Here is a 25,462-nt window from a genome sequence, read left to right as displayed (position 1 = left end):
AAAAACCTTTCCCTAATCAGCCTGAAAACCCAGCACCGCGCAGGATGAAATAATTTAAATTCCACCGTCGCTGCGATCGCAAACACGGGCTAGATCAAGTTACTTAATAAACTACCAAGCTCAAATAAAAATTGCACTGGATCAAGTTTTGGACATCATAGGACTTTCTTTTGAAGTTATTTTTAATCCTAAAATTGATCGCTAATTTGTTAATTCGGCTACAGATCGCTGTCTCCATGCTTGGGGAGAAACGCCGTGAACCTGACGAAATTGCCGAGTAAAGTAACCCGCATCGCTATAGCCTGAAGCTTCAGCAATTTGGCGAATGGGGTTGGCGGTGGTGGCCAGCAGCGTTTTGGCTTCAGCCATGCGCCGCTCAATAATCCACTGCTTGACGGTGCGCCCGGTGTGCGACTGCACCAGGTTGGTCAGGTAGGCGGGGGAGTAGCCCGCCTCCTGGGCCACATCGCTGAGGCTGATGGGCTGGCGGTAGTGAGCTTCGATAAAGCGAAAGACGCTGGCCAGTTTGGGGTCGGCGGGAAAAATACTGTTCGGCAGAGAGTTCGTCAGAGGAGCCGCCAATGGGACGTGGGGCTGGCTCCCGGCCTCGGCGTAAAGCTCTAAAAGCTGCTCCTGGCGTTGCAGGCGGCTGTTAATAGCTGCTAAAAACTGCTCGACAGTACAGGGTTTGGTTAGGTAGTCGTCGGCCCCCAGCTCCATGCCCCGGCGCAGGTCATGCATTGCCACCTTGGCGGTGAGAAAGATCAGAGGAATCAGCGCCGTCTGCCGCGCCTTGCGCAGAGCCGAGAGCACCGAGTAGCCATCCATGTCGGGCATCATAATGTCGCACACCACCAGGTCGGGGGTGTGCTGCTGGGCCAGGGCGACTCCGGTGGTGCCATCGCTGGCCCCCACGGCACAAAACCCTTCAAACTCCAAACATTTAAGAAAAATATTCCGCGTTTGGGCTTCGTCTTCAATGATGAGAATGGTCTTCACAACACTGTTAACCCGTATACCAGCAGAAATCAAATCAGCTTTGCGCAGAATTTAGCTATCTATCGTGTTAACTACCTGTTATGACTGTGAGGATTGCCAGGTTTCTCTAAAATGCAGAAAACAAAATTTCAGCCTTAAACAATGAATACGACTCCAGCACAATTAGGGACTCAAAAAAGACAATGATCTAGGGTGATGTCAGTCAAAATGCTGCACTTGGCGGTTACTATTTGAAGGCGATCGCGCACCAGATAATTCTTTAGTAAACCTTAAGCAGACAAGCCGTTGTATACGTCGCTACACTCTGTCGCAGGCTAGGGAAAAATCAAGCCTCAAAGCAGTTCCTCAGTTCCACCCTGGTTGGGGAACTGTCCGCCTAACCAGTCTGACTGTATTTAGCTAGCCGAGATGACCCAAACCTACTGGCTACCCCCTAGAGAGGCTTCTGCCGCTGCCCCCCTGGGGCAAGAACTAGAGCACCTGCGCCGTCAGCACCAGCTAATTCTCAATGCCGTGGGTGAGGGCATCTATGGGTTGGATATGGCGGGCAATGTCACCTTTGTGAACCCCGCCGCCGCCGCCATGATCGGCTGGTCAACGGAGGAGTTGATTGGCCAGTCGATGCATGCGGTCATGCACCACTCCCTGGCGGACGGCAGCCCCTACCAGCGGGAAGCCTGCCCGATCTACGCGGCGTTTCAGGACGGCAGCGTGCGGCGAGTGACCAACGAGGTGTTTTGGCGCAAGGATGGCACCAGCTTTCCGGTGGAGTACATCAGCACCCCCATGCGCGACGAGGAGGGGCGACTAATTGGCACAGTGGTCACCTTTCGCGACATTACCCAGCGGCGCTGGGCTGAGGAAATCTTGCAGCGGGCCAACGAAGAGCTGGAGCAAAAAGTGCAGGAGCGCACCGCCGAGTTGCAGAATGCCAACCAGCAGCTGCGGCAGCTGAGCGACATGCGATCGCGCTTTGTCTCGATGGTTTGCCACGAGTTTCGCAACCCGCTCAACAACATTGCCCTGACGGTGTCGTCGCTCAACCGCTACGACACCCAGCTGCGCCCCGACGAAAAAACCGACTACCTTCTCACCATCAACGCCAACGTCGAGCGCATGACCCAGATGATCGACGACATTCTGGTGATCGGCAAAATCGAGGCCAAGGTGCTGGAGGTGAACCCCAAACCGCTGGATTTGGTGGTCTTTTGCCAGGCGATGCTCACTGAGGGCGACTACCGGCGGCCCCAGGCTCCAATTCAGTTTGGCTGTCGCAGCCGCCAGGTGCTGGCCTGCCTCGACGAGCGGTTGCTGCGATCGATCCTCAGCAACCTGCTGTCGAATGCGATCCGCTACACCCCAGGCGATCGCCCCATCTGGCTCAAGCTGGCCAAGCAGCGGGGCCAGGTCATTATTAAGGTGCAGGACGAGGGCATTGGCATTCCAACCGGCGATCGCAGGCAGCTGTTTGAACCCTTCCACCGGGGGCAAAACGTCAGCAACATTCCCGGTACAGGGCTGGGGCTGAGCATTGTGAAGCAGTTTGTGCAGCTCCAGCAGGGCACCATCAAAGTCACCAGCCGAGTAGGGGTGGGCACCACCTTTACGGTTAGCCTGCCTGCGTAGTGGGCTTACTGAAGAAGTGGTACGGCACCGGCGGTGGGGCGATCGCCCACGGATCCATTTATGGAATCCACCCATAGGCAATGTCGGCAAGAACACTGTTCTCAGTCGGTTCCCAGCTCTGGGACGGCGGCGGTTGGCGGCTGGCGAATACGCCCCCAAGGCAGCACCGAATGGGCTGGCCTGTGCCACAATTAGCGCCGTGTGATGGAGGGATGACATTGTGACGCAGCAGTCAGGCAAAGGCCTTTTACTGGTCGCGATCGCCGGGTTGGTTGGGGGTACGGGCTTACCCATACGCCCTGTTACCGCCCAGGTCGAGTCCCAACCCTCGGGGCTAGAACAGCCGGCCAGCGCCGCTGCCCTCACCGACGACCTAGAGCTATACCTCGACCTCACCGACGACTCCGAGGCAGAGAGCTTTCCCCTAGTACCCACTGCCGAGCCATCGTCCCCAACCCGCCCCGGACGGCGGCCCGCCTATGTGCCGCCGTCCCCGCCGCTGCCCCCCTCCCAGCGGCCCAGGGTCGTTCAGCCCGCCAACTCAGGTAATGCAGCGGTAGACTCCCCCAGCCCCACATCGGGCGACCCCGCCGAGCAGATTGCCCCGGCAGTTATCGAGCTATCGCCCACCGGACGGCCTCCAAGCCCGGTGGTGTTTTTGGCCATGCAGCAGGAGCTAAAAAACCTGATTGGCCGCTTCGAGAGCGCCCTGATTATGGCCAACTCGCTGGATGCACCCACGGCGCTCACCCTGCCCGATCGCCCCCCCGTGCTCACCGCCGCCGCCGATTCGGTAAATGTGGCCAGCGGGCGCGGAGCCTATCTGCACCCCACCCTAGGCGAGGCCCAGCAGCTATTGAACGAGTGGGATGGGCTGCTGGCGGCAGGCAAGCATGGGGAAGTGCGCGATCGTTGGCTGGCTACCCGCGCCGCACTGTGGGAGAACTTCCCCACCGATCGCCCCATCAACCAGGGCGAAATTCGCGCCGTGTGGCTCGATCGCGGCACCATTGTGCGGGCACGCTCGCCCCAGGGGCTGAGCGCCATTTTCGACAAACTAGCCGCCGCTGGCATCAACACCGTCTTCTTTGAAACTGTGAATGCGGGCTACCCCATTTACCCCAGCCGCGTTGCCCCCGAGCAAAACCCCCTCACCCAGGGCTGGGATCCCCTTGCCGCCGCCGTCGAGTTGGCCCACCAGCGAGGCATGACCCTGCACGCCTGGGTGTGGGTGTTTGCGGCGGGCAACCAGCGCCACAACCGCCTGCTCAACCAGCCCGCCGACTACCCCGGCCCGATTATCTCCCGGCACCCCAGCTGGGCTGCCTACGACAACAGCGGCAACCTGATTCCCCGTGGCCAAGACAAGCCCTTCTTAGACCCCGCCAACCCCGAGGTGCGCAGCTACCTCACCCGGCTGATGACCGAAATCGTCACCGACTACGGGGTTGATGGCCTGCACCTCGACTACATTCGCTACCCCTTTCAAGACCCTGGGGCCAACCGCACCTACGGCTACGGCGAAGTCGCCCGCTGGCGGTTCCAGAGTGTGGCTGGTGTTGACCCAGTTACCCTCAACCCTCGCGCCAGCGGCCTCGATCGCAACCAGCAGATTCAGCAGCAGGTGCTGTGGGAGCGCTGGACTGAGTTTCGGGTACAGCAGGTGACCTCGTTTGTCGAAACTATCTCCAGCACCCTGCGGCGGCAGCATCCCGGCCTGGTGATGTCGGCGGCGGTGTTTGCCAACCCCGAGCACGAGCGCTTGCAGCGCATTCAGCAAGACTGGGGAGCCTGGGCCAGGGCCGACTACCTCGACTGGATTGTGCTGATGAGCTACGCGGGCGACACCAGCCGCTTCGAGCGCATTGTCTCCCCCTGGCTGGTGAATGAATCTTTCGGCTCAACCCTGGTGATACCCGGCATCCGCCTGCTTGACCTGTCGAATGCGGCCACCATAGACCAAATGCAGGCCAGCCGCGACCTGCCCACCCCCGGCTACGCCCTGTTTGCCGTTGCCGACTTAAACACCGAGCTAAACACCGTGCTGGCCCAAACCCAGAGCGGCAGCCCGCCTGGCCCCACCACGCCTTACGCCATGGCCGCTAGCCGCTACGCCGCCCTCCAGCGCGAGTGGAGCTGGCTGCTAACTCACCAGCGCCTCTGGATGGATCGCAATGCCCTCGAACCCTGGATTGGCGAGGTCAATGACCTGGGCAGCCAATTTGACAACCTGGCCCAAGAGCCATCCCATCGTCATCTAGAAAATGTGAGAGCCGGACTGGCGAGGGTGCGTACTCCGCTGAACCAAGGGGTGCTGGTGGATACGACAAATAGCGGCTACAGGCTGCGATCATGGCAGCATCGGCTAACGGCGATCGAGCAGTTGCTAGAACATGGGGAGCGATCGCAGCCGTAGCCGTAGGTACACGGGGCGATCGCCGGGAGACCTAGAGCATGAATATCCAGCCTTGGCAGAAAAAGTTTGTTTTTATTGAATGGGCATCATCCCACGATCGCCGCCAGCAGCAGTAATATCCCCACCCCAAAGCACCCCACCATTGACCAAAAGGCAATTTTGGCGCTCTGGTCAACGCTCTTAGTAATGGCCTCGTGGGATTTCAGCGTGATGATATAGGGTTGGTCATCCTGAGCGGGTTTTTCAATGGCGATGGTGCCGGTGCGATCGCTCGCCATCCCCACCACCAGCAGTGGGCGATCAAGGGGTAGAACGGTTTCTCGATAGCGGTAGCCCAGGGTGCGGCGTGTGCCACCGGCTCCCTCATCCCCCAGCGCCAGCGAAAACGGCCCAAAGGAGAGCATGCCCCCCGCTGGGTTGCCCGGTCGAAATTCGTCCAATACCTCTACTGGCTCAATTTTGGCCTCTTCAGGATCCACCCGTACCTGCCCCGACGTATCTACCAGGTCGAAGGGGATGCGCCGATTATTCTCACTGATGGTTTCTGAGCCCCGCTGGGTGCTGGTGGTGACTTTGCCATCGCTGTCTTTCTGGCGCACGGTTTCTTCGTACTCGCGCACCACGGTACTGGTGTAGCAGACGCAGGGCACCTCCTTAAATTCTGAGGTGAGCGGCGTAGCCGTTTTGACGGTACCCCACAGCCACACATAGTCGCGCCAGTCGCCGCCGCCAATTTCTTTTGAGACAGCGGTGGCGGTAGTCTCTAGGTCTGAGACTTGGCAAGCCCGAGCCAGTTTAAGCTGTCTGCAGCGGTTCTGCTGGCGGTTCTGCACCCACCAGAGGACGCCCCCGGCAACAATTAAGATCAGCCCTACAAACGCCATACTGTTCTCCCAACCATGACTCTCAGCTCTGGCTATCAGCTTGCCCAGACGCAGCATCAAAACCCCTGCCCCTTAACGAAGCTGCACGAAAGACTGTCCTGCCCCCGTTATTTACCGAAAGGTTTTGTTGCAAAACTTAAAGCGTTGCCGACTGTCCTAAAAGCCCTGATACACTGACATTTAGCGATTCGTTGGATAGTTGTTCTCTCATCTCTGTTCTCAGGATGTGAACTAGTCCAGAGCCTCCAGAGCCGAAAGAATACCTCCCCTACCCATCGCCCACCGGGGGATAGCCCGGCCCACGTTCACCGCGCCATCGAAGGACTCATGGTAGATTCCCTTAAAAAGCCTGAATTTCAAGAGATTCGCCCAGGGGTAAAGGCTCCCGCCAAAGACACCATTCTCACCCCTCGGTTTTACACCACCGACTTTGACGAGATGGCCGCCATGGACATCTCCGTCAACGAAGACGAGCTGCTCGCCATCCTCGACGAGTTTCGGGCTGACTATAACCGCCACCACTTTGTGCGCAGTGATGTCTTTGACAAATCCTGGGACTCCATCAGTGGCGAGACCCGGCAGATGTTCGTGGAATTTTTAGAGCGCTCCTGCACCGCTGAGTTCTCGGGCTTTTTGCTCTACAAAGAGCTGGGCCGCCGCCTCAAGGGCAAAAATCCCGTGCTGGCCGAGTGCTTTGAGCTGATGTCGCGCGACGAAGCGCGCCACGCAGGCTTCCTCAACAAGGCCATGTCTGACTTCAATCTTCAGTTAGACCTGGGCTTTTTGACCAAGAGCAAAGACTACACCTTCTTTAAGCCCAAGTTCATCTTCTACGCCACCTACCTGTCTGAGAAGATTGGCTACTGGCGCTACATCACCATCTTCCGCCACCTCGAGTCTCACCCCGAGAACGAGATCTACCCCATCTTCCGCTTCTTTGAGAACTGGTGCCAAGACGAAAACCGCCACGGCGACTTCTTCTCAGCCCTGATGAAGGCGCAACCCGAAATTCTCAACGACTGGAAGGCCAAGTTGTGGTGCCGCTTCTTCCTGCTGTCGGTGTTTGCCACCATGTACCTCAACGACCTGCAGCGCAGCGGTTTCTACGCCTCCCTGGGTCTGAATGCTCGTGATTACGACATTGAGGTCATCGAAAAAACCAACGAAACCGCCGGGCGCGTTTTCCCAGTAACGTTGGATGTAAACCACCCCAGCTTCTTTAAGCGGTTGGATGTGGCGGCTGAGGCCAACGACAAGCTAGCTAAGGTTTCGGCCTCTAACCAGCCCAAGCCCCTACAACTGCTGCAAAAGCTACCCCACATTGCCACCATTGGCTGGCAGTTGGTGCAGCTCTACTTCCTCAAGCCTATTGACACTATCCCCGCTCGCGGCCAGGTGCGCTAGAGGACACTCGCCATTTACCGGAACGCTATCCTCGTTTCCCCCAGCGGCTTTACTCTTTGAGTGGGGCCGCTTTTTTTGCCTGTCCCCACTCAGACAACATGCCTGGGCGAAGGCGGTAAGATGCATAGGATTCATTGCGTGAGCTAGGAGCCGCCGAGTGGTGTCAACAACAATTCAACTGTTGCGACTTGGGGGTTGCCTGGCGGTGATGGGAATTGGGCAAATCGCAATGGCGTTTGAGGAGCAGCCTGTCATTGCAGAGGGTTCGCCACCGGAGCCTGTCCTAGGAACATCCCATAGTCCAGCATTGCCTGGTTTAGCCGACTGCCCCCAGACGGTGGAATTTGTAGCCCCATGTACGGTTTCCTTTGAGACAGTCCTGCCAATGGTTAGTGCCGTTACCCCAGAGACCTTAGCCCTTGAGCCTGAGGCAGTGGCCCCCACCCTCGATCTCGACCCGGCTGTGATCGAAGGCAGCCCGACGCTCCAGCGCTGGCTCAACGAGGTGCCCGATGTGGCCGACGAGATTCGCCACCAGCCCAGCTTTCGCACCAGGCTGCGGGTCGGCTATGCTCAGTTTCCCTCTACAGGGCAGGTTGGCGGCTTTGGGGCGGCGGTCGAAGATGTATTTGTGGTACCGGGCACGGGCCTTGCTGCCAGCGTTGACTACAGCCGCAGTTGGAATGGCCAGCGCGAATCTTACGGGGGCGAAGCGCGATACTACCTGCTGCCTTTGGGCGGCTATTTCAACCTTGCGCCTACCGTGGGCTATCGCTCCCTCAGCACCCCGGCCTACCAAACCGATGGGCTCGATGTGGGCCTGCGCCTGATGCTGGTGCCCTCACGGGGCGGTGGGGCCGACCTAGCCTTGAGCCAGCGGTGGGTGGCACCCGGCAGTGAGAATGAGGTGGGGATTACCAGCCTGGCGATCGGCTATGCTGTGACCCGGCAGCTGCGGATAGGGACAGATTTTCAGCGGCAAAATTCTCGCTTTGGCCAAGACAGCCGCGTCGGGGTTTCGTTAGAACTGTTGCTGTAGTGAATGTTGTTGAAGGACGGTATCAATAGCCGACTGCAAGGTTGCCAGGCTGGGCCAGTTCAAAATCAAGAACCAAAAAAAGGTGGAGAGCGATCGCTCTCCACCTTTTAGCTAGCCGAAGCAAGACGGTGGGCTAAGGCTCAGCGCCCCGTTAGTTCGAGCCGGGTTCAGAGAACTCAGCGTCGATTACATCGTCGCCACCAGCACTATCGCCAGGGGTAGCGGCGGGGTCAGGGGCTGCGCCAGCGTCGCCACCAGCCTGCTGATACAGGTTGGTGCTAATGCCGTAGAGGGTCTGCTGCAGTTCGCCTGTGAGGGTTTTGATGGTGTCAAAGTCCTCGGCTTCAATGGCGGTTCTCAGCGCCTTGATCTGCTCTTCGGCCTTCTCTTTATCGGCGGCGGGCACTTTGTCGCCCATGTCGGTGAGCTGCTTCTCAGCCTGGTAGGTGAGCGAGTCGGCTTGGTTCTTGAGGTCGATGCGCTCGCGCCGCTCTTTGTCGGCAGCTGAGTTGGCTTCGGCATCCTTCACCATGCGCTCAACCTCATTCTCATCGAGGGTAGAGGCTCCCGAGATGGTGATGGTCTGCTCTTTGCCGGTGCCCTTGTCTTTGGCGGTGACATTGAGAATGCCGTTGGCGTCAATGTCAAAGATCACCTCGACTTGGGGCACGCCACGGGGCGCAGGGGGAATGCCGGAGAGCTGGAAGTTACCCAGGCTCTTGTTGTCGCTGGCCATTTCCCGCTCACCCTGGAGCACCTTGATCTCCACATTAGTTTGGCCGTCTTGGGCGGTGGAGAACACCTCCGACTTCTTGGTGGGAATAGTGGTGTTGCGGGTGATCAGCTTCGTCATCACGCCGCCAAGGGTTTCAACCCCCAGCGACAGTGGGGTGACATCCAGCAGCAGAATGTCTTTGACTTCCCCAGCTAGGACGCCGCCCTGAATGGCGGCACCCACGGCGACCACCTCGTCAGGGTTGACAGTTTCGTTGGGCTCTTTGTCGAGGGTGCGCTTGACCACATCCTTGATGGCGGGGATGCGGGTAGAACCACCGACCAGCACCACTTCATCAATGGCGGTTTTGGCGATCTTGGCATCCTTAAGAGCCTGCTCGACGGGGATGCGGCAGCGATCGATCAGATCGGCGCACAGCTCTTCGAACTTGGCCCGAGTCAGGGTCATTTCCAGGTGCTTAGGGCCGTCCTGGGTGGCGGTGATGAAGGGCAGGTTAATTTCGGCCTGGGTGACGCTCGACAGCTCAATTTTGGCTTTCTCAGCGGCTTCAGTCAGGCGCTGTAGGGCCTGCTTGTCTTTGCGCAGGTCGATGCCTTCCATCTTCTGAAACTCAGCTGCCAGGTAATCGACGATCTTTTTGTCAAAGTCGTCGCCGCCCAGGTGGGTGTCGCCAGAAGTGGCCAGCACTTCAAACACACCGTCGCCCACTTCGAGAATGGAGACGTCGAAGGTACCACCGCCGAGGTCAAACACCAGAATGGTTTCGTTGCTCTTGCGGTCTAACCCGTAGGCTAGGGAAGCTGCGGTGGGCTCGTTAATGATGCGCAGCACTTCGAGACCGGCGATTTTACCGGCATCTTTGGTGGCCTGGCGCTGGGAGTCGTTAAAGTAGGCAGGCACGGTGATTACGGCCTGGGTGACTTTTTCGCCCAGGTACTTACCGGCGTCGTCAGCCAGCTTGCGCAGAATTTGAGCCGAAATTTCTTCGGGCGAGAATTGCTGACCCGCTTGGGGGCAGTCAATTTTGACGTTGTTGCCAACGTTCATGACCTTGTAGGCGACTTCAGTTGACTCGGTGCCGACTTCGTCGTAGCGACGACCGATGAAGCGCTTGACGGAATAAAAGGTATTCTCGGTGTTCATCACCGCCTGGCGCTTGGCGATTTGGCCAACGAGGCGATCGCCATTCTTGGCGTAGGCGACGACCGAGGGGGTGGTGCGAAAGCCCTCAGCGTTAGCGATAACGGTGGGCTTGCCCCCTTCCATGACGGCAACCACAGAGTTAGTGGTGCCTAGGTCGATTCCAACTACTTTTCCCATATTGTCTTTGCTCCGGCTTGACAGCTATATCATCTATAGTGCTTGCTCAAGCCATTTCTCTGAAGGAGGGGATACCGAACCGTGGAAGGCGGGGTAGGGGGAGTGGATGAGTAAGTGAGCTGGTGAATGAGGCAAGATCGGCTCAATCGATCTGCGGCGGGTGTTCGTCTAGTTTGATCCACAATTTTCTGACGCGGATGAGTTGGGGACGATTTATTCTCAGGGCGGCAACGGTTGCGCGGCCAGCAGGCGTGCGCCCTATGACTTCGGTTGCGTCTTCGCTCCAGCCGAAATGATCATGCCAGTTCTGCTTTTGGGGATGGAAGAGGGCAACCAGGGTGTTGGTCTGCGGATCAAGGGCTGTTTGGCGAGTGGCCTTATACCTATTGCAGGACGGACAGGACAGACAAAGGTTGTCAAAACTTGTTGCTCCGCCAGCTGAAACTGGCACGATGTGCTCAAATTCAAAGATCGTCACCGTAAGCCTTTCTGCTGTGCGGCAGTAGGCGCAGCAGTGAGAAAAGCGCTGTCGAACCTGTTTTTGAAGACTGCTTGAAATGTATGCGCTCACGAAGCCAACGGTTCCGTGAGGCCCAGCTGACGAAGGGTGTAGCGCGACCTGGTTTTTAGAATATTCAAGTGATCAACGCGTTGCAAGAGCTGGTCGAGTTGAGCCAGTTCTTCCTCTAAGAGCTGGCTTTCGGCATTGCGAGCCAATAGATCATCTAATTCTGCCTGATTGGTTGGGGAGAGGGTGCTCTCGGCAAGGGCTACCAGTTCTTCAAGGCTCAAGTTGGTCAGCAGATCGGGGTCACGATCGCCTGTCGTAAGCTGTTCATAGGTGCCTATATCTAGAACCACACCAACGCGATCGCCTGCTTCATTGGTGATGTATTGCAGATCTTGAGCCATAGTACTACCCCTGCCGCTTACGCCAATTTTAGCGCGTTAGATTTGGGCAACCACTATTCCTTCTCCTGGAGCGGTGAGGTGCAGGTTGACGATCGCCCGCCTGTACACCACAACCAGCCCTTGCTCTGCCAACCGCTCTATCAATCGCTGGCGATCGCCCACCGACACCCGCCGATGAATCTGTCCGGGGTGAATTTTGCCGCCCTGGCACGATCGTAGAATCATCAGCTCGTCGGGGGTGACGGGCCACACCGACAGATCGAGCTTGAGCAGGGTTTTACCCGTCAGGGTGAGGCCAAATTGGGCGATGTCGTGGTCGTAGTCGAGCCAGCCGCGATCGCGCAAGGTCTGGCAGGTTCTCTCGCGCTGGCGCATCGAACTTTTGCGCTCGACGGGCAGCGCGGTGAGGGCGTCGCAGGTGCCGCCCATAGCCCAGAGCTGGCCTAGAATAGCCAACTCAAGGGGAGTGAGAGCTAAAGCGGTGGTCTGGGTTGCGCTCATCAGGGCTGAAAATAATTGGGGCGTCCTGAAACGATTGGCGTGGGGTGAAGTGTAATGGAAGGGAGCGGGGCGATTCGCGCAGCGTAAAGCCTACGGCATCCCAGAAACGGACACCGACTCGAAACGAGTATCCGTCCCAGAATCGCGCTTGGGGCCAGTCTTTGACCGTCGCGTACTAGTTCATAGCAACTAGTATTATCATGCCGCTTGCATCTTAACCACCGTGACCGCTGCTGTGTCTTTAAATTCTCAAACCTACCTGGGGCACAACCAGGAAGCCTATCAGGAGCTGCGACTGGCGCTGCAACTCAACCTGCGAAGGCAACTGCTGATTGCGGTGTGCGATGACCTGGCCCTGCAAGAGCAGCTGGCCCAGCGCCTAGAGACCAACTTTAGCCCCCTGCCCGAGACAGTGCCCCTGGCCCCGGAGGTGCGGGCGCGACAGCTGATGCTGGTCACGCTGCGGCTGAGCGGCGATCGCCCCGATCTGGTGCGTGAGGTGTTGCTGTGGCTGAAACAGCAGCGACGGCTCCAGAGCAGCCTGCCGACCACGCCCGTGTTTCAAATTGTGGGCATCGACCAGCTCACCCGCCAGTCGCCCACGGTGCAAAACCGATTTCTGGCCTCGCTGATTCGGGTCGATGCGCTGCTGACCCAACTCGACTGTCGGCTGGTGGTGTGGGTGCCGCGCCCCTGGCTGGGCAAAATTCGCCAGTCGGTGCCGGGGTTTTGGCGATCGCGCAGCGGCCTGTTTGAGTTTATGGGCGAACCCAGTGCGCCCCCATCGGCTCCGGCCAGGGCAGAGGTGCCGCCAGCGCCAAGTAGCCCCTCGGCTAATCCCCCCGATCTCTGGCGGGTGCTACGGGATGATCTCTCAACCTTTGAGCAGCCTGCACCAGCATCAAAAGATCTGACTCCTAAAGATGCAACAGAAAAGCCAGCGGTGCCGCCGCCCATAGACCTGCCCACTCTGCTCGCCCCAGATTCCAAGGCGGCTCGCCATAGTGTTCCGCCGCAAAATCCCCAGGGCTACACCGTTGTAGAGCAAGGGGCGTTTTCGAGTATCGTCATGCCCCCAGTGGGGGCAACGGCAGCGGAAACCCTGGCGGCTCTACAGCGGGCTGAACCTGTGCTGCCGACCGTTGAGCCGGTTTCTACCCCCGTCTCGCCCAGTCCGACATCTCTGCACTTGACGGAGGCTCTACAACTCCCCCCAGACTTAGCCCAGGATGCGGAGCTGGCGAACCTATGGCGCTACATTCAGGGGTTGGTGGAGCAGCAGGCGGGGCCACTGACCCTGTCGCGGGCGTACCTGGCTTTGGGACAGATGGGGCGCGATCGCCTCTCTGTCGATGCCCCCGCCGCTAGCGTGCTGGGCTTTGCGACGGCGGTGTACGACCGGGCGATCGCGGGCCTACCCGAGGGCAGCACTGACTGGTGCGACGCTCTCAACGACCTGGCCAGCCTCTACTGGCTCCAGGGCCAGCAGGAGGACACCCCTGACCCCGCCCCCTGGCTGCGCCGCAGCGTCAGCACCTACGAAAAAGCCCTCAAGGGTGGCCAGAAAGCCATCCCCGCCGACACCCTGGGGCGCATCTACGGCAACCTGGGCACGGTCTACGGGCTGCTGGCAAATTTAGACGATCCCGCCCCCTGTCTTGAGAAGGCGGTGAAAGCCTACCAGCACGCTGTGGAGTACAGCCCGGCAGCGCGATTCCGGGACGGATCGCTTCGCGAATCGCCCATCGACTACGCCAACCTGCAAAACAGCCTAGGGGCGATTCACTGGCGACTGTCCCAGTACGACCAGCCCCAGCACCATTTGGCCCAGGCCGTTGTGGCCTACGGTGAAGCCCTAGCCCATCGCACCGCCGCCGATGCACCCCTGGAATACGCCATGGTGCAAAACAATCTAGGCATTGCCTACTGGAGTTTGGCCCAGCACCAGCAGCCGGTATTTTTGTTGGAGCGGGCGATCGCCGCCTACCAGGCCGCCCTCAAATACCGCACCGTCGCGGCAGCCCCGGCAGGTTGTGCCGCCACCGCCAACAACCTGGGCACTGCCTACTGGGATCTGGCGCAACAGGCCGCTGTCACAGGCGAACGCCGCATTGTCACCCTGCAACAGGCCGTTGCCGCCTACGAAACCGCCCTGGCCGCTGCCCACATTGCTCTGCAAGCATCGCCACCCCCCGCTCTGGGGTTTGACTTGTGGGCCACCTGCCACAGCGCCGGAGTGGTTCACGATCAGCTGGCCCAGGCGCTGCCAGAAACCCAGACTGAAGCCCGCCAACGCCATTTAGAAGAGGCTCTACAGCAATACCTGCTGGCCTACCAGGGCTGGCACAGCGACCCTCAGCAGGTGGAAGTGCTGATTACAGCCCTGGTCTACAACGCCCACCTCAGCTTTGAAATCTTTGGCATCCCCGGTCAGCAGGCGGTGCTGTCGAAGCTGCCAGGGGAGCTGTTGGCTCAGGTGTTGCGGCGGTTGTAAAGGGGTGGATGGGTAGGTGAGCAGGTGGGTGGATGGGTACAGAATCCAAAATCCAAACTCTAAAATCCAAAATCGTTAAGTTCCATCGCACTCGCCTTCTCAAGGGCAAACCCTTGCAGGACAATAAAAGGCGTACTTAACGGTTTGCAATATCTTGCCAAGGCCGGGCTTTGGGCAGGGTTATCAGGAATAACTATGGCCTACTACTGGTTCAAAGCGTTTCACATTATTGGGGTGGTGGTGTGGTTTGCCGGGTTGTTTTACCTGGTGCGCCTGTTTATCTACCACGTTGAGGCCGAGGCCGAGCCAGAACCGGCCCGCAGCATTCTCAAAAACCAGTACACCATTATGGAAAAGCGCCTCTACGGCATTATTACCACCCCCGGCATGGTGGTAGCGGTAGCTATGGCCGTGGGGCTGCTGGTGCTGATGCCCGAATACCTCAAAGATGGCTGGATGCACGCCAAGCTGGGGCTGGTGGCGGTGCTGCTGGCCTATCACCACTACTGCGCTCGGCTGATGCGTCAGCTGCACCGGGGCGAATGCAAGTGGTCGGGGCAACAGCTGCGAGCCCTCAATGAGGCTCCCACGCTGCTGCTGGTGGCGATCGTCATGCTGGTAATCTTTAAAAACAACTTCCCCACCGGGGCGACCACCTGGTTAATGGTGGGGCTGGTGGTGTTTATGGCGGCCACCATTCAGCTCTATGCTCGCAAGCGGCGGCTAGATAAGGAGAAAGCCGCGCTGGATGAGATTCCTGAACCCCAGGCGCTGCAAAGCTGATCCATTCTTGATTTAGAGAATCTTTCGTGGGAACGAAAATCCTAGAACTGCAATGAGCAAATGGGAGCGCTGGCTGGTGCCGGGGGTGTTGGCCGTTGTGGGCGTTCCCTTTTTAATTACGGGGGGAGTGCTTTGGGCGGTGGTGCCCCGGTCGGTTGCCAACCATGCCAAGGAGGTGGCACGGCTGCCCGTGGCCACGGCGGCGACCCTCAACGAACGCGGTGCCCCGGTGCTGCTAGAGGGCCAGGTGAGCGATCGCAACCCCATCAGCGATCGCCCGCCCCTGGTGGCCTACAACGAGTACCACCGAGTGCGCCGCAACGACGAATGGAAATGGGAGCGCGTGCGCAGCTACGCCCCGACTCTCTGGGTACAGATTCCGGGGAAAGAGGTCGAGATTGCGGCGGGATATACCCTGCAATCGACGTTTTCTCAGGTAGAAGCAGGGCGCGACCGCAGCTACGAAGGCTTTAAGGTCAATGACCCTGTACTGGCGATCGGTACCTTGAGCGTCGCGGGTGATCACCCCGTAGTAGACAACGCCGAAATTGGGTTTGAAACAAAGGAGGCCTATCTGGTGTCGCTAGAGCGTGAGCAATCGACCGCCCGCTGGATGGGCCTGCTGTTTTCGGTTTTGGGCAGTCTGCTGACCCTGGGCGCGGGGTTGGCCATCTACCTGAGCTGGCGCGGCGCTGGCGCAAGGTAGGAGCAGCGTTCAAAAAGTAGTTCTCGCCGCTAAGTCTTTGAACAACTACACCAAATTTTCATGGGGGTGACTCTAGAGAGATGCCACATTGGGCTAGACCCTTGATGCCTCCGAGACTTCCCCATGCACAATCTAGCCATGCGATCGCCCTCAGGGGTCGATACCCGACCATCCCATCAGCTCCTCGGTACCCAGCGCCTCAGGCTATCCGAAGGGTTGACTGCTTTTCCAGAAGAAATTCTGGAGCTGGCCGACAGCATCGAAGTTCTCGACCTGTCGAACAACGCCCTGACCACCCTGCCCGACAGCTTTGCCCAGCTCCACAACCTGCGGGTGGCATTCTTCAACAACAACGCCTTTGAAGTCGTGCCCAAGGTGCTGGCTCGGTGCCCCAAGCTGTCGATGGTGGGGTTTAAGAGCAACCAGATCACCACGGTGCCCGCCGAGGCGCTGCCCGCCGCTACCCGCTGGTTGATCTTGACCGATAACCGGCTCGAAACACTGCCTGAGTCCATTGGGCAGCACAGCCAGCTGCAAAAGCTAATGCTGGCAGGCAACCAGCTGCGAGCCCTGCCAGAGAGTCTGGCCCATTGCCAAAATCTGGAGCTAGTGCGCTTGGCCGCCAATCAGCTTGAGGTTCTTCCCCCCTGGCTGCTCACCCTGCCCCGCCTGAGCTGGCTAGCCTACGCAGGCAACCCTTTTTGTCGAACCGCCGCAATCGGCGAGCCGCTGCCGCTACCCCAAATCGCCTGGGATGATTTGACGGTGGGCGAGGTTTTAGGAGAGGGGGCCTCTGGGGTAATTTCGCGCGGCACCTGGCGGCAGGGTGATCAGGAAATTCCGGTTGCCCTCAAGCTGTTTAAAGGCGCAATCACCAGCGACGGGCTGCCTGAGGATGAAATGCGGGCCTGCATTGCGGCGGGGGCGCATCCCCATCTGATCGGCCCCCTGGGGCAAATTGTCGATCATCCCGAGCAGAAAAATGGGCTGGTGCTGCCGCTGGTTGACCCCAGCTACCAGGTGATGGGCGGCCCCCCCAGCCTAGAGAGCTGCACCCGTGACACCTACCCCCCAGAGGCCACCTTTTCCCTAGAGGCGGCGGTGGGCATTGCGATTGGGGTAGCTGGTGCTGCCGCCCATCTGCATCGGCGCGGCATTCTCCACGGCGATCTGTACCCCCACAACACCCTGGTCACCGAGGCGGGGGACACCTGCCTCAGCGACTTTGGCGCAGCCAGCTTCTATGACCGGGCGGGGCGATCGGCTCCAGCCCTAGAGCGTTTAGAGGTACGCGCCTTTGGCTGCTTGCTAGAAGATTTGCTCGATCGCTGCCCAGCCTCTTCTAGCCCGGCCCTGCGGCTGCGCCAGCTCCAGCATGCCTGCATGCAGCCCGATGTGCTGGCTCGTCCAGCCTTTGAGGAGGCTTTGGAGGATCTGAGCGGGTTAACTCCCTAGGGCAGGGCTGTGATTCGCTCTTGAGTCCGTGGAAGGGGTTTCGTCAAAAGCTAGGGTTCTATCTAGCTGACAAGACAGTTACTGACCAGGCCAGCAGGTGTATCCAGCGATAGCAACGTGAGTCAAAAAGTTGGGTATTCTCAAGGCGCGGGCAGTTGGAGCGACAACCCCAGGCAGCGTATGGCTTTTAGTCAGCCTGGGCATAGAGTTCGGGGCATTGCAAGCATAGGTACGGCTTTTGAATAACGCGAATACGGCTGGCCATGACCACCTTACCCCCAACCGGATGGCTCAGGTATTTTTGGCCTACGCGATCGCCGATGATTGCTGCCCCCCCGGCGCCGCGATCGCCAATGCTGGGGAAGTCAGGGCTGTGGAGGCCCTGCGCCAGTTATTCACCCAGGCTCAGATTAGCTACTGGCAATGCCCCTGGCCCTGGCCCGCTGACGCTGATGCCGAGGTCACCATTTCTCGGGCGACCGAAGCCTGCGACAACTACGTACTGGCCCTGTCGCCCCGTGCCTTGGCCGACGTGTTTTGCCTCCAGGGGCTGCTGTTTGCCCTCAGCCTCAACAAACGCGTCGTGCCGGTGCTGATCGAAACCGTGCCTGTGCATCGGCTGCCCGAGCCTCTGCAAACCCTTGAGGTCATCGACCTCCGCGCCCGATCAGCGCCCCTAGCGCAGACCACCGGGGCGCGTCAGCTGTTGCACACCCTCCATCTCGCCGCCGATTACTACCATGACCACACCCAGCTGTTGTTGAGAGCCCTGGAGTGGGAGCGGCAGCGGCGCAACCCCGCGCTCCTGCTCCAGGGCGATGAGCTGACCCAGTATCAGCACTGGCTGGTGCAGGCCAACGGGCAATTCGCGAAGCGTTCGGGAACCGACTCGGAACGAGTATCCGTCTCGGAATCACACCATCGCCCTATTCAGCTGCAAACCCTGTATGTGGCCGAGAGCGCCCGCCAGGGCAGTGCCGTGTCCCAGGGCTGGCTCAAACGCTGGTTCTAGCGACTTAGCTCGACGCGCTGGTGTAAAACCGCAGGGCAAACCGCCAGAACCGATTCGCCACCAGCAGCAGCACCGCCGCCAGCAGCGCCGAGGCCAGCAGCCAGCCGCGCCCGCCCTGGTTGAGCATGGTCTGGGCGGGTACCGTCGTCAAAAACGCCACCGGCACCACAAAGGTAAAAAATACCCGGTAGGCTACGGGATAGGCCGCGATCGGGAACCGCCCTGCCTCTAGCAGCCCCCGCAGCACCTCGGTAACGTTGTAGATTTTCACAAACCAAATGCTGGTGGCCCCGAGCATAAACCACAGGCTGTAGAGGGTGAGTGCCCCAAACAGCAGGGGCAAGAGCGCCAGAGCGTAGTCGGCCCAGCCCAGGTTCAGGCGGGTGCCGCCGTAGCCAATCATCACTAGGCCAAACGCCACATCGGGCAGACCCCAGGGCGAGATCACTCGGGTCGAGAGCCAAAACTGCGAGCTGATCGGCTTCAGCAGCACAAAGTCGAGGGTGCCCTGCTGCACCTGGCTAACGATTTTGTTGAGGTTGGGAATCAGCACCGTGGCCGCAAAGCCTTGCAGCACGGTGAATAGCCCCAGCACTAACAGGGCAGCCTCCCAGCTCCAGCCCTCGAACTCGTAGCCGGTGCGGTAGAACAAAAACAGGCCAAACAGGCTGCCTGCTAGACCGCCCAGGCTAATCAGGGCGGTGACCAAAAAGTTGAGGCGATATTCTAGCTCGGCGGCGATCGCCGTACCCCAAAACAGCCGCAGCACCTTCAGATAGCGCTCCATTACGCCCCCATGCCCGAATATTGCTTCAGCCCCTGTCGCCACAGCCAGCGGTTCAATCCCCAAAACAGCGCCGACCAGAGAATCATGGCCGCAAAACCCCGGGCCACATGATCCGGGCGGTTAATCAAGATGCTGGCCGGGAAGTAAATCAGGTAGGGGAAGGGCGTCCACAGCACCGCCTCGCGCACCGCGTCGGGAAAGAGGGAGAGGGGGGCGACCATACCCGATAGGAATGTGTAGAGCAAAAACCAAAACTGCTCTAGGGCGCTAGCCCGCTCCGTCCAAAAGGCGGCCAGGGCAAAGGTGTACTGCATGAGAAACCGCAGGCAAAAGGCCAGGGCGATCGCCAGCAGCCCCAGCAGCAGATTGCCAAGGCTGGGCAGCCAGGCGGCGTAGGGGTAGAGCAGCAGAAACAGCCCCACCAGCAAAAAGGCAAAGGGCAGCCGGGCGAAGCGTTCGGCCACGTGGCTAAAGAAGTGCCGCCAGGCCGGGTCGATGGGCTGCAACAGGTAGGGCGACAGCCGACCTTCCACCACCTCCCGCTCAAATTCCCAGATCACCCAGACCACGGTGAACTGGCGCACCAGAAACACTGCCAAAAAGTACTGCACCAGCTCGGTGGGGCTGAGATCGAACTGATCGCCCTGGGCCGCTTCTACCCACAGGCCCATGAGAATCAGCGGAAACGTGCCGGACAGTACCCAAAACACCAGCTCAGCCCGGTATTCCACCATGTAGGCGTAGTACACCGACAGCATGACGCGAGAAATTTTCAGCGATCGTTTCACCATAGGGGCTCCTCGTTGGCCCGATCCTACCAGCAAGCTACCGCTAGCTGACGGGATAGGCAGCACAGCAGTCTGCCGAGGGGCAGATATTTTCCAAAGTTTGATGTTTTCCTAGGGCAGCCTTAACCCAATCATCCAAAAGAGAAGATATGCTTAAAATCAATTCAGTAACTTTAGATACAGATTTTTGGAGATTCACTATGTTTTCTACCCAAGAGCAAGCGCGTCAGCTGCAGGCCCGCAGCCGGCAGCAGCAGCAACATCGCCGTGCAAATATGCTGGGTCGCTCTAGCCGCGAAGTTTTGCCCCCTGAGTCTCCTCAGGTCTAACTCAGTAGCCTGGGTATTTGGCCGTGCAGCGCCCGGATTGCCCCCTCGGCGGTAACTCGTTAACCTATGCAGACGTTAGTGCCGCTGAAATCTCGGTAGGACGCTGCTCATCTGAGCCTCAGGCTAACTTAACCGGCCATTAACCCCGGCCCTCGGCTTCGCGACCATGATGAAAGTGAACCGTTCACGCATGTTAGATGCGGTTCGCACCTGACTCACATACTTGGGCTCGGCTACGCCGGGCCTTTTTTGTGCCGATCATTTCCGGTAGAGCAGGGGATGCGTCAATCGCGCAGCACGTAGCCAACGCCGCGCATAGTTTGAATCAGACGGCTCTCGCCCTCGGCTTCGAGCTTGAGGCGCAGGTAGCGCACGTAGACCTCAATGATGTTGGAGTCGCCCATGAAGTCATAGCCCCAGACTTGCTCTAGGATGCGATCGCGGGTCAGCACCTGGCGGGGGTTGGTCATCAGGTAGTCGAGCAGGTCGAACTCTTTGGCGGTCAGCTCAACGGAGCGCTGCCCCCGGCGCACCTCGCGGCTGCGGCGATCGAGGGTGAGGTCGCCAAACACCAGCACCTCGGCATCCTGGGGTTCGGTGCGGCGCAGGTGGGCGCGCACGCGGGCCAGCAGTTCTTCGATGCTAAAGGGTTTGACCACGTAGTCGTCGGCCCCGGCGTCGAGCCCTTCAACGCGATCGCTTACCTCATCCTTAGCCGTCAGCAAAATCACCGGGGTGGCGGTACCGGTCTGGCGCAGGCGGCGGCACACCTCAACCCCGCTCAGCCCCGGCATCATCCAGTCGAGAATGATCAGATCGGGGGTCTGGTCGCGGGCGGCCATCAGCCCCGAGAGGCCGTCGTGGGCGACGCTGACTTCGTAGCCTTCGTAGGACAGCTCTAGTTGGACAAACTTAGCGAGTTTTTCTTCGTCTTCGACGATTAAGATGCGGGCGCTCATGGTGTGTTTCCAGGGTGAGGGGGGTGAGATAGGTGGGGAATTACAGGGGGAGATGGAGGGTGAAGCAGGTGCCCTGGTTGGGTTGCGACTGGAGGGTGACGTGGCCGCCCATGGCTTCGACCAGCGATCGCACCAGAGTTAGCCCTAGTCCAGTGCCGCCGCTAGAGCGCGATCGGGCTTCATCTACGCGGTAAAACGGGTCAAAGATATCGCCCTGGCAGTCGGTTGGTATGCCTGCCCCGTAGTCTTGCACCTGTACCGTGGCCCACTGGCCCTGGCACATCAGAGAAATCTCTACTGGCCGGTGGGGGTTGCCGTAGCGGAGGGCGTTGTCTAGCAGTTCTACCAGAGCGGTGCGAAGCTTTTGGCGATCGACCAGGGCCACCACCGCAGCGGAGGCTACCACCTTGACCGGAACCGGGGAAAATTTGGGCTGGCCCTGGGTAGCCAGGGCGACGGCTTCGCGGACGATATCGCCGAGATCGGCAGGCTCCAAATTTAGCACCCCCTGTCCATTGCCCAAGCGCGCCAGGTCAAGAATTTCGCTGAGCAGGCGGGTGGTGCGGCTGGCCTCGGCAGCGGCAATTTCTAGCCCTTCCCGCTGGGCGGCGGTGAGGTTTTGGCCCCGGCGCAGGATGCTCTCAAGGTAGCCCTGCACCAGCGACAGCGGCGTGCGCAACTCGTGGGAGACATCGTTAACCAGGCGTTTTTGCTGTCCCCAGGCTTTTGAGAGGCGGGCCAGCATCAGGTTGTAGGTGCGCACCAGTTCTTGCAGCTCGGTGGGGGCGGCCTCTAGGTTGAGGGGCTGGTCGAGGGTGTCGACGGTCACCTGGCTGGCCAGGCGGTTGAGCTGGCGAATGGAGCTGAGGGTGCGACGAATGTAGAAAGCAAAGGCGGCAGACAGGAGGATAATCAGCACCAGACTGGTGAGCAGCAGCATGTGCAGCAGCCGCTGCATACCCCCGTAGTCGGCGGTGATGTCGTCGGCCAGATAGAGGGTGGCCGGGGGCAGCCCGGCCACCTCCAGGGGGCTGGCGCACACCACTAGCTGCCAACCCTGTACCGCAACAATTTTGGTGCCGGGAGGAATGGCCATTCCCATCAGCGCCTCGCTCACCCCCGAGGTCTGCCACGACCCCATAGTGAGTACGTCTGACTGGGCGAGGCGATTCCGGGACGGATCGCTTCGCGAATCGCCCTCCAACGTCTCAACCCAAATCGCCAGATCGCCGGTAGCCCTGTGGTCAATGACGCGATCGAGGGCCGCTTGGGGGGGCATCATCGCGCTGTAGTAGCGTACGTCTTCTTGCAGGCGATCGGCGATCAGGGCCGTGCCTTGGCGATAGCTGTCGAGCATAATCTGCTGCATGCGCCAGCCCATCCAACTTGATAGGGCACCCACCCCCACCAGCGAGGTCAGCACTACTCCGGCGGTAAGCCGAGTTTGCAACGACCCCGGATCGATCTTTCGTCTGCGCAGCAGGTGGCGAAACGGAGCTATTGGGTGGAGCCAAAAATACGCCATGGGAAGGTGACTACAGGGAAGGCCAAGAACCACCGCTGATTCAAGACCTGATCTCGACTCTATCAGCCCATTCTGAGAACAGGCTGATACGCAACTTCAGTAAGTCTTACTGCATTCTCAGGGCCATCTCAGGGGGCCGGGCTTGAATGGAGAAACTGGCCCAGGCCGAAAGTTTCACCTCCGGGTCGCTCGACCTTCCTCATCTCTCCTAAGATTATGTATTCCAGGCCTAAACTGCGCCCGGGGACGGCTAAAATGCTTCGCTTTTTGTTCTGGTTAGGAATTGCTTTGGTGGGTGCTCCGGCGTCTCCCGCCCTGGCCCAAGGGGCTGGGGCAGACCCGTCATTGTTTGCCTCGCTCCAGCAGCAGCTGGTGCAGGCCTTGGCCTGGATTGACGGGTTGGGGGCGATCGCTCCCCTCGCCTTCATCCTGCTCTACATCGTGATTACCGTCGCCTTTGTGCCCGCCTCGATTGTGACCCTAGGGGCCGGGGTGGTATTCGGCGTCGTGAAGGGATCGGCCCTGGTGTTTGTGGGAGCCATGCTGGGGGCCACAGCAGCTTTTTTGGTGGGGCGGTATGGAGCACGGAGCTGGGTGGACAGCAAAATTGCCAAAAACCGAAGATTTCAGGCTGTAGACGATGCGATCGCCCAAGATGGTCGCAAAATCATCTTCTTGCTGCGGCTGTCGCCGGTATTTCCCTTTAATCTGCTCAACTACTCCCTGGGGCTGAGCCAAATTTCGCTTAAAGACTACGTGGTGGGTACGGTGGGCATTTTGCCCGGCACGATTATGTACGTCTATCTGGGCTCACTGGTGGGCAACCTGGCCACCCTGGGGGCCGACAGCAGCCAGCCCCCCGAAGCCGCCACCGTGCAGTGGATTATTCGCATTGTCGGCCTGGTGGCCACGGTGGCGGTGACCCTGTACGTCACCCGCATTGCGCGGCGGGCGCTCAACGAGGCTCTCCCCGACGAGCCGGTTTCTCCAGAAAACCTCTAGCTGCCCGTCCTTCACTGGAAAGTGACTATGACTGGCGCGGCAGCCCATCCCCTCATCTACCCCATCCCCTCATCCCCCCCTGGGCTCATTCCCCCCCCGCCCCCGTCCGCTATGCTGGTGTCGGTGTTTTGGGTCTAGACGCATGGGAATAAGCCCAATGGGTTGGCTAGGCCGTCTGGTCTGGGGAATCGTGCTGGCGCTGGCGCTTCACGGAGGAATGGCGGGGCCGGGGTTAGCCCAGACCACTGACACTGAGCCGGTACTTCTCGATGGCCTGTTTCTATTTGACGTACCCGCTGCCGGAGACCTCACCGCCAGAGAGCGGGCGCTGGCCATTGAGACCAACCTAGAGTCTTTGATAGAAGATGCTGACCCGGTGCCAGTGCGTACCGAAACGCGCAGCGTCGGCGAGACGGGCGGAAGCAACCCGGTGATCTTGGCGGGCGATCGCTACATCATGACGGTGACCAGTGCGGATGTGGCCGTGGGCGGAGCCGCCACACCCCAGGCCCAAGCCAATCGCTGGGCTGACGCCCTGGCTACGGCACTGACCCAGGCCCGCGCCGAACGCCAATCAGGCTTTTTGACCCAGGCGCTGATCAAAGCGCTGGCCGCCCTAGCCGCCGCCCTGACCCTGCACCTGCTAACGGGGTGGCTGTGGCACCACTGGCTCAAACCGCTGCTGGAACGGCTATCCTTCTGGCCCTCCGACTCCGAGCATCACGGTACTGGGCTAAAGGTACTGTTTCGGCTGACGCTGATTCTGGTGCGGGGGGCGGTGTGGTTTGCGGCGGTGAGCTACATTGCCAACCTGTTTCCCCTCACCCGCCGGGTGAGCTACCGAGTGTCGCGCAGTTTGCAAGAGGGTCTGTTTGACCGCAGTCTGCTGCTGGGCAGCCGCTCTTACTCACTGTTTGACTTGCTGCTGGTGCTAGCCACCCTGCTAGCGCTGGTGGTGGTAGCCAGCACCTTGACCAACCTGATGCGATCGCGAGTGTTGCAGGTCACTGGCATTAGCGTCGCAGCCCAAGAGGCGATCTCCGTCCTCTCCAAGTACACCCTGATTTTGTTGGGCACCGTGGTCGTGCTTCAGCTCTGGGGCATTGACCTCAGCTCCATCGCGCTGATCGCCAGCGGTCTGGGGATTGGGGTGGGCCTGGGCCTCCAGGGGTTAGTCAAAGACTTTGTCAGCGGTCTGGTACTAGTGTTTGAGCGTCCGGTGCAGGTGGGTGACTTTGTCGATTTTGGCCAGGTTAAGGGCACCGTGGCTCGCATTGGCTCACGTAGTACCGAAATTCGCACCCTCGACCATGTCTCCATCATCGTGCCCAACTCTCGCTTTTTAGAATCAGAGGTAATCAACTGGAGCCACGGCAACCCAGTGTCGCGCATTCGGCTGCCGGTGGGGGTGTCCTACAGCGCCGATCCCCACCGGGTCAGGGCTGCCCTGCTCGAAGCCTGCAAAAAAAACCAGGAAATTCTGACGGCCCCCGCTCCCCAGGTGTTTTTCCTGGGCTTTGGCGACAGCGCCCTCAACTTTGAGCTGCTGGTGTGGATCGCCCAGCCCAGCCGCCAGCTGGTAATTAAAAGCGACCTGTACTTTGTAATTGAGGCCAGCCTGCGCCACCACGACATTGAGGTGCCCTTTCCCCAGCGCGATCTACATATTCGCTCGGGGTATCTGCCCATGCCTCTGGCAGCGGAGACCCAGCAGAGTCTAGAGCAGTCCCCCAACCAGTCAGCCCGTGAGTCAGAGCAGGGGTAGAACCACTTTGAAATTGAGAT

At 59.6% G+C, this 25,462-nt stretch carries 22 protein-coding genes; 12 read left to right on the top strand and 10 right to left on the bottom strand.

Going from position 1 to position 25,462, the window contains the following annotated elements; genetic code table 11:
- Positions 1–201: 201 nt before the first annotated feature.
- On the bottom strand, positions 202–999 hold the full coding sequence (locus VB780_RS16440) for a response regulator (protein WP_323352249.1): 798 nt from the start codon (positions 997–999) through the stop codon (positions 202–204).
- 408 nt (positions 1,000–1,407) lie between these two features.
- Between VB780_RS16440 and VB780_RS16435 the strand changes: the two genes are divergently transcribed.
- Both VB780_RS16435 and VB780_RS16430 read left to right on the top strand, forming a co-directional pair.
- Positions 1,408–2,625: a PAS domain-containing sensor histidine kinase gene (locus VB780_RS16435; protein WP_323352248.1), complete on the top strand. Its 1,218-nt coding sequence runs from the start codon at positions 1,408–1,410 to the stop codon at positions 2,623–2,625.
- A gap of 220 nt (positions 2,626–2,845) precedes the next feature.
- On the top strand, positions 2,846–5,041 hold the full coding sequence (locus VB780_RS16430; RefSeq protein WP_323352247.1) for a glycoside hydrolase family 10 protein: 2,196 nt from the start codon (positions 2,846–2,848) through the stop codon (positions 5,039–5,041).
- Positions 5,042–5,127: 86 nt separating this feature from the next.
- On the opposite strand, the gene VB780_RS16425 is transcribed toward VB780_RS16430, so the two are convergent.
- Entirely contained in the window at positions 5,128–5,925 is a 798-nt protein-coding gene (locus VB780_RS16425) for an E3 ubiquitin ligase family protein (protein WP_323352246.1), read from the bottom strand.
- Positions 5,926–6,252: 327 nt separating this feature from the next.
- Between VB780_RS16425 and acsF the strand changes: the two genes are divergently transcribed.
- Entirely contained in the window at positions 6,253–7,329 is a 1,077-nt protein-coding gene (gene acsF, locus VB780_RS16420; RefSeq protein ID WP_323352245.1) for a magnesium-protoporphyrin IX monomethyl ester (oxidative) cyclase, read from the top strand.
- A 385-nt stretch (positions 7,330–7,714) separates the two neighbouring features.
- On the top strand, positions 7,715–8,368 hold the full coding sequence (locus tag VB780_RS16415) for a hypothetical protein (protein WP_323352244.1): 654 nt from the start codon (positions 7,715–7,717) through the stop codon (positions 8,366–8,368).
- A gap of 151 nt (positions 8,369–8,519) precedes the next feature.
- Here the strand turns inward: VB780_RS16415 and dnaK are convergent, their stop codons facing one another.
- From dnaK to VB780_RS16395, 4 genes are all read right to left on the bottom strand, one after another.
- Positions 8,520–10,424, bottom strand: coding sequence for a molecular chaperone DnaK (gene dnaK / locus VB780_RS16410; protein WP_323352243.1), 1,905 nt, complete (start codon positions 10,422–10,424; stop codon positions 8,520–8,522).
- Between the two features lie 142 nt (positions 10,425–10,566).
- Positions 10,567–10,995 (bottom strand): HNH endonuclease, encoded by a 429-nt coding sequence (locus VB780_RS16405; protein ID WP_323352242.1) that lies wholly within the window; start codon positions 10,993–10,995, stop codon positions 10,567–10,569.
- On the bottom strand, positions 10,992–11,336 hold the full coding sequence (locus VB780_RS16400; RefSeq protein ID WP_323352241.1) for a hypothetical protein: 345 nt from the start codon (positions 11,334–11,336) through the stop codon (positions 10,992–10,994). The genes VB780_RS16405 and VB780_RS16400 overlap by 4 nt, the downstream gene beginning before the upstream one ends.
- Positions 11,337–11,372: 36 nt before the next feature.
- Positions 11,373–11,837: a hypothetical protein gene (locus VB780_RS16395; RefSeq protein ID WP_323352240.1), complete on the bottom strand. Its 465-nt coding sequence runs from the start codon at positions 11,835–11,837 to the stop codon at positions 11,373–11,375.
- A 235-nt stretch (positions 11,838–12,072) separates the two neighbouring features.
- Between VB780_RS16395 and VB780_RS16390 the strand changes: the two genes are divergently transcribed.
- From VB780_RS16390 to VB780_RS16370, 5 genes are all read left to right on the top strand, one after another.
- A complete protein-coding gene (locus VB780_RS16390; RefSeq protein WP_323352239.1) occupies positions 12,073–14,331 on the top strand; it encodes a hypothetical protein in 2,259 nt (752 codons plus the stop codon).
- A gap of 195 nt (positions 14,332–14,526) precedes the next feature.
- A complete protein-coding gene (hemJ, locus tag VB780_RS16385; RefSeq protein ID WP_323352238.1) occupies positions 14,527–15,114 on the top strand; it encodes a protoporphyrinogen oxidase HemJ in 588 nt (195 codons plus the stop codon).
- 52 nt (positions 15,115–15,166) lie between these two features.
- Positions 15,167–15,820, top strand: coding sequence for a hypothetical protein (locus tag VB780_RS16380; protein WP_323352237.1), 654 nt, complete (start codon positions 15,167–15,169; stop codon positions 15,818–15,820).
- Between the two features lie 123 nt (positions 15,821–15,943).
- Complete coding sequence (locus tag VB780_RS16375) at positions 15,944–17,275, top strand: leucine-rich repeat-containing protein kinase family protein (protein ID WP_323352236.1); 1,332 nt, start codon at positions 15,944–15,946, stop codon at positions 17,273–17,275.
- Between the two features lie 238 nt (positions 17,276–17,513).
- Complete coding sequence (locus VB780_RS16370; protein ID WP_323352235.1) at positions 17,514–18,287, top strand: toll/interleukin-1 receptor domain-containing protein; 774 nt, start codon at positions 17,514–17,516, stop codon at positions 18,285–18,287.
- 4 nt (positions 18,288–18,291) lie between these two features.
- Here the strand turns inward: VB780_RS16370 and VB780_RS16365 are convergent, their stop codons facing one another.
- Positions 18,292–19,074, bottom strand: a complete 783-nt coding sequence (locus VB780_RS16365) for an ABC transporter permease (protein ID WP_323352234.1) — start codon at positions 19,072–19,074, stop codon at positions 18,292–18,294.
- The gene (locus VB780_RS16360) at positions 19,074–19,865 is read right to left on the bottom strand and encodes an ABC transporter permease (protein WP_323352233.1); all 792 of its coding nucleotides are present in this window, start codon (positions 19,863–19,865) and stop codon (positions 19,074–19,076) included. The genes VB780_RS16365 and VB780_RS16360 overlap by 1 nt, the downstream gene beginning before the upstream one ends.
- Positions 19,866–20,062: 197 nt before the next feature.
- Between VB780_RS16360 and VB780_RS16355 the strand changes: the two genes are divergently transcribed.
- A complete protein-coding gene (locus tag VB780_RS16355; RefSeq protein WP_323352232.1) occupies positions 20,063–20,191 on the top strand; it encodes a hypothetical protein in 129 nt (42 codons plus the stop codon).
- A gap of 284 nt (positions 20,192–20,475) precedes the next feature.
- Here VB780_RS16355 and VB780_RS16350 read toward each other — a convergent pair whose 3' ends face one another.
- The gene (locus VB780_RS16350; protein WP_323352231.1) at positions 20,476–21,150 is read right to left on the bottom strand and encodes a response regulator transcription factor; all 675 of its coding nucleotides are present in this window, start codon (positions 21,148–21,150) and stop codon (positions 20,476–20,478) included.
- Positions 21,151–21,190: 40 nt separating this feature from the next.
- On the bottom strand, positions 21,191–22,675 hold the full coding sequence (locus VB780_RS16345; protein ID WP_323352230.1) for a HAMP domain-containing sensor histidine kinase: 1,485 nt from the start codon (positions 22,673–22,675) through the stop codon (positions 21,191–21,193).
- 255 nt (positions 22,676–22,930) lie between these two features.
- Between VB780_RS16345 and VB780_RS16340 the strand changes: the two genes are divergently transcribed.
- Entirely contained in the window at positions 22,931–23,677 is a 747-nt protein-coding gene (locus tag VB780_RS16340) for a TVP38/TMEM64 family protein (protein WP_323352229.1), read from the top strand.
- Between the two features lie 157 nt (positions 23,678–23,834).
- Positions 23,835–25,442: a mechanosensitive ion channel family protein gene (locus VB780_RS16335; protein ID WP_323352228.1), complete on the top strand. Its 1,608-nt coding sequence runs from the start codon at positions 23,835–23,837 to the stop codon at positions 25,440–25,442.
- Positions 25,443–25,462 lie beyond the last annotated feature (20 nt).

The sequence above is a fragment of the Leptolyngbya sp. CCNP1308 genome (genome assembly GCF_034932455.1).
In the GTDB taxonomy this organism is placed as follows: domain Bacteria; phylum Cyanobacteriota; class Cyanobacteriia; order Phormidesmidales; family Phormidesmidaceae; genus Nodosilinea.
The sequence above is the reverse complement of the archived record's forward strand: the minus strand, read 5'-3'. Positions and strand labels throughout refer to the sequence as shown.